At 63.7% G+C, this 3,791-nt stretch carries 3 protein-coding genes; all 3 read right to left on the bottom strand.

Annotation, left to right across the window (positions count from 1 at the left end; translation table 11 throughout):
- Nucleotides 1-241: 241 nt before the first annotated feature.
- The 3 genes from ACH2CW_RS07590 to ACH2CW_RS07580 all read right to left on the bottom strand — a co-directional run bounded on the left by ACH2CW_RS07590 (nucleotide 242) and on the right by ACH2CW_RS07580 (nucleotide 3,788).
- Nucleotides 242-1,588, bottom strand: coding sequence for a glycerate kinase (locus tag ACH2CW_RS07590; protein ID WP_395056712.1), 1,347 nt, complete (start codon nucleotides 1,586-1,588; stop codon nucleotides 242-244).
- Nucleotides 1,589-1,692: 104 nt separating this feature from the next.
- On the bottom strand, nucleotides 1,693-2,640 hold the full coding sequence (locus ACH2CW_RS07585; RefSeq protein ID WP_395056710.1) for a tripartite tricarboxylate transporter substrate binding protein: 948 nt from the start codon (nucleotides 2,638-2,640) through the stop codon (nucleotides 1,693-1,695).
- A gap of 53 nt (nucleotides 2,641-2,693) precedes the next feature.
- Complete coding sequence (locus ACH2CW_RS07580) at nucleotides 2,694-3,788, bottom strand: tartrate dehydrogenase (RefSeq protein WP_395056714.1); 1,095 nt, start codon at nucleotides 3,786-3,788, stop codon at nucleotides 2,694-2,696.
- Nucleotides 3,789-3,791 lie beyond the last annotated feature (3 nt).

Here is a 3,791-nt window from a genome sequence, read left to right as displayed (position 1 = left end):
CCGGAGCGTAGCGGAGGGGATCCAGACCATCGGGTCGCCTTTTTCTTTGCTTACTTTCTTTTTGGCGACGCAAAAAGAAAGTGAGTTGCTGCCGGGCACCCCCCGGCCTACTGGCGCAGGCACACCCAACGGCTCGTGGAAGCAAAAGATGGATCCCGGATCGGGCCTGCCCCGGACTTGATCCGGGGTCCGGGATGACAGTCATTTCTGCCTCCAGCCCTTGCGCAGCAAGCGCAAGCAGCTACAAAATCAATAGCGCCCGGAAGTCATTGACATTGGTATACGTCGGCCCGGTGACCACCAGATCACCGAGCGGCTCGAAGTAGCCGTAAGCGTCGTTGCGGTCCAGGAAGCGGTCCACCTTCATGCCCTGGGCCACTGCACGCTGCAGCGTGTCGGGCGCCACGAAAGCACCAGCGTTGTCTTCCATGCCGTCGATACCGTCGGTGTCTGCGGCCAGTGCATACACCCCCGGCTGACCCTGCAGGCCCAAGGCCAGGCCCAGGCAGAACTCACCCGCACGGCCGCCGCGGCCTTTGGCGTCGCCGGGCTGACGGGATCTGACGGTCACCGTGGTTTCGCCGCCGCTCAGGATCACGCAGGGTTTGCTGAAGGGCTGGCCCTTGAGCGCCACGGCGCGCGAGGACTCAGAAGATCGGGCGACGGTGCGCGCGATGGCCGCATGCACCTTGCCGACTTCGCGCGACTCGCCCTCCATCTCGTCGCTGAGGATGTAAGCCGCAAGCCCCGCTGCACGCGCCGCAGCCGCCGCAGCTTCCAGCGACTGCTGTGGCGTAGCAATCATGTGCACCGCATGGCCCTCGAAGGCCTTGTCGCCCGGCTTGGGGGTCTCCAGCACGCCGCTTTCAAGCTGCGCCATCAGGGCAGCGGGAATATCAATGTTGTAGCGCTTCAAAATCGCCAGCGCATCAGCGCAGCTCGTGACATCGGGCACGGTCGGGCCGCTGGCAATCACCGACGGGTCGTCGCCAGGCACATCGCTGATGGTCAGCGTCACCACCCTCGCCGGCGCACAGGCCGCAGCGAGCCGCCCGCCCTTGATGCGCGACAGGTGTTTACGCACACAATTCATTTCACCGATGTTGGCGCCGCTGTTGAGCAGGGCCTTGTTGATGCCTTGTTTGTCTTCCAGGCTCAAGCCGTCTGCGGGCAGAGTCAACAAGGCCGAACCACCACCCGAGATCAGGCACAGCACCAGATCGTCCTTGGTCAGGCCCTGCGTCATCTGCAGGATGCGCTGCGCGGCGTCAAGCCCGGCGGCGTCGGGCACCGGGTGCGCGGCTTCGACAATTTCGATGCGTTGCGGCAAACCCTCGGGACGCGGCGGAATGTGGTGGTAACGCGTGACCACCAGGCCTGCCAGCGGCGCATCAGTCGGCCACAAAGCCTCGACCGCCTGGGCCATGGAGCCGCCGGCCTTGCCGGCGCCGATGACGATGGTGCGGCCTTTCGGCGGTGGGGGCAGAAACGCGGCGGTGTTGTGCAGCGGTAGCGCGCGTTGCACGGCGGCCTGGTACAGATGCTCAAGAAAGGCACGGGGGGCGGTGGCGGGATTCGGTGCGGTCATTCGGTGTCTCCAGGCCCTATTGTGCCGCCGTAACCCGCTGGTAACTCCGCCAGAAACTTGCTGGCGGCCGCGCCTTGCCGGCGGCGCGGCTACCGCCAGTTACTTTACTTTTTACCCAGCCCCAAACGCTGCGCGCCTTCGGTGTACAGCCGGGTCTTGTCTTTCATAAAAGCGTCCATCTGGTCCGGTCCCACATTGACCAGCTCGAAACCGCTTTTGGCTGCGAGCTCCTTCATCTCGGGCTCGTTGTTGAGCGCAGCCCACATGTCGGCGATTTTCTTGCGGGCTTCCGGCGGGGTCGATTTGGGAACGCCAATGCCGCGGTAGGCACCGTCGACCCAGTCCACACCCAGCTCCTTGAAGGTCGGCACATCGGGCAGCAGTGGATGGCGTTTGTCCATGGCCACGGCCAGCGCACGCGTTTTGCCTTTGTTGTTGATGGCAAAGGCGGTGTAGGTCACCGCTCCATCAATCTGGCTGCCCACCACGGCCAGCGCCATGTCGCCCGTGCCCTTGTAAGGCACATACGTACTCTTGATGCCGAAGGCGGCATTTAGCCGCTCGTGCGAGGCGTGGTTGGCCGAGTTCAGGCCGGAGCCGCCCAGGCTCATCTTGCCGGGGTCTTTTTTCGCAGCGGCAATGAAATCCGCAAAGGTCTTGTGCGGGCTGTTTTCGGGCACCACCAGCGCGTCGGGTGTGAAGTGGAACCAGAACACCGGCGTCACGTCGGCGGTTTTGTACTGCACCTGGCCCTCGATCGGCTGAAACACGATGTGCGGCAGGTTGACGCCGACGATGTTCAACCCATCGGGCGGAAGCTGGTTCATCTGCGACCACATCAGCGCGCCGCCAGCGCCCGCCTTGTACTGGATGATGGTGTCAACTGCTGGGCACTTCTTCTTGAGCACCACCTGCTGGTGGCGTGCCGACAGGTCGGACTCGCCGCCCGGCGGGAAGGCCTGCCAGTACAACACGTTTTTGTCGGGACAGGCCTGGGCAAGCGCCACTGGCGCCAGCAGGGCAAGACTCAGCAGGGAAATCAGCTTCTTCATGGTTTTGTCTCCTTCGGTTTTAATGATGTGTGAATCTACTCTTGATTCATGTTTCAAGCTGCGCAGCGGGTTTCTTCCCGCGCGCCGGAAAGGCGTTCACACACGGCCTGGGTCACCTGATCCATGGTGGCCTTGCCGCCCAGGTCGCGGGTGTGCAGTGAGGAGTCGGCAGTGATCTGCTCAATGACCTGCATCAGGCGCTGCGCCGCAGCGTTTTCACCGAGGTGCTCCAGCAGCATCACGCAAGACCAGAAGGTGCCGACCGGATTGGCCAGGCCCTTGCCCATGATGTCGAAGGCCGAGCCGTGGATGGGCTCGAACATCGAGGGGTAACGCCGCTCGGGATCGATGTTGCCGGTGGGGGCAATGCCCAGGCTACCGGCCAGCGCGGCCGCCAGGTCGCTCAGCACATCGGCATGCAGATTGGTGGCGACCAGGGTGTCCAGCGAGGCCGGGCGGTTGACCATGCGCGCTGTACAGGCGTCGACCAGTTCCTTGTCCCAGGCCACATCCGGAAACTCCTTGCTGATTTGCAGCGCGATCTCGTCCCACATCACCATGCCGTGGCGCTGGGCATTGGATTTGGTGACCACGGTCAGCAACTTGCGCGGGCGCGACTGCGCCAGACGGAAGGCAAAGCGCATGATGCGCTCGACCCCGGCGCGCGTCAGGATGGACATGTCAGTGGCGACCTCGATCGGATGGCCCTGGTGCACACGCCCGCCGACGCCGGCGTATTCGCCCTCGGAGTTTTCGCGCACGATGACCCAGTCCAGGTCTTTCGCCGTGCAGCGCTTGAGCGGCGCGTCGATGCCGGGCAGGATACGTGTAGGCCGCACATTGGCGTACTGGTCGAAGCCCTGGCAGATCTTCAGACGCAAGCCCCACAGCGTGATGTGGTCGGGGATATGCGGGTCACCCGCCGAGCCGAAGAGGATGGCGTCCATGCCACGCAGCGCATCCAGGCCGTCGTCCGGCATCATCACGCCGTGCTGGCGGAACCAGTCACCGCCCCAGCCGAAGGACGTGAAGTCGAAGCTGAAATTTTTTTGTGTAGCGGCCAGCGTCTGCAGCACCTGCTGGCCGGCCGGGATCACTTCCTTGCCAATGCCGTCGCCTGGAATACAGGCGATCTTGTAACTTTTCACGGG

Source organism: Polaromonas sp. (genome assembly GCF_043778355.1).
GTDB lineage: Bacteria > Pseudomonadota > Gammaproteobacteria > Burkholderiales > Burkholderiaceae_C > Polaromonas.
The sequence above is the reverse complement of the archived record's forward strand: the minus strand, read 5'-3'. Positions and strand labels throughout refer to the sequence as shown.

Bases quoted from the DNA above. Each gene is read 5' to 3' on its own strand.
- ACH2CW_RS07590 (WP_395056712.1), bottom strand. From the start codon at position 1,588: ATGACCGCACCGAATCCCGCCACCGCCCCCCGTGCCTTTCTTGAGCAT.
- ACH2CW_RS07585 (WP_395056710.1), bottom strand. From the start codon at position 2,640: ATGAAGAAGCTGATTTCCCTGCTGAGTCTTGCCCTGCTGGCGCCAGTG.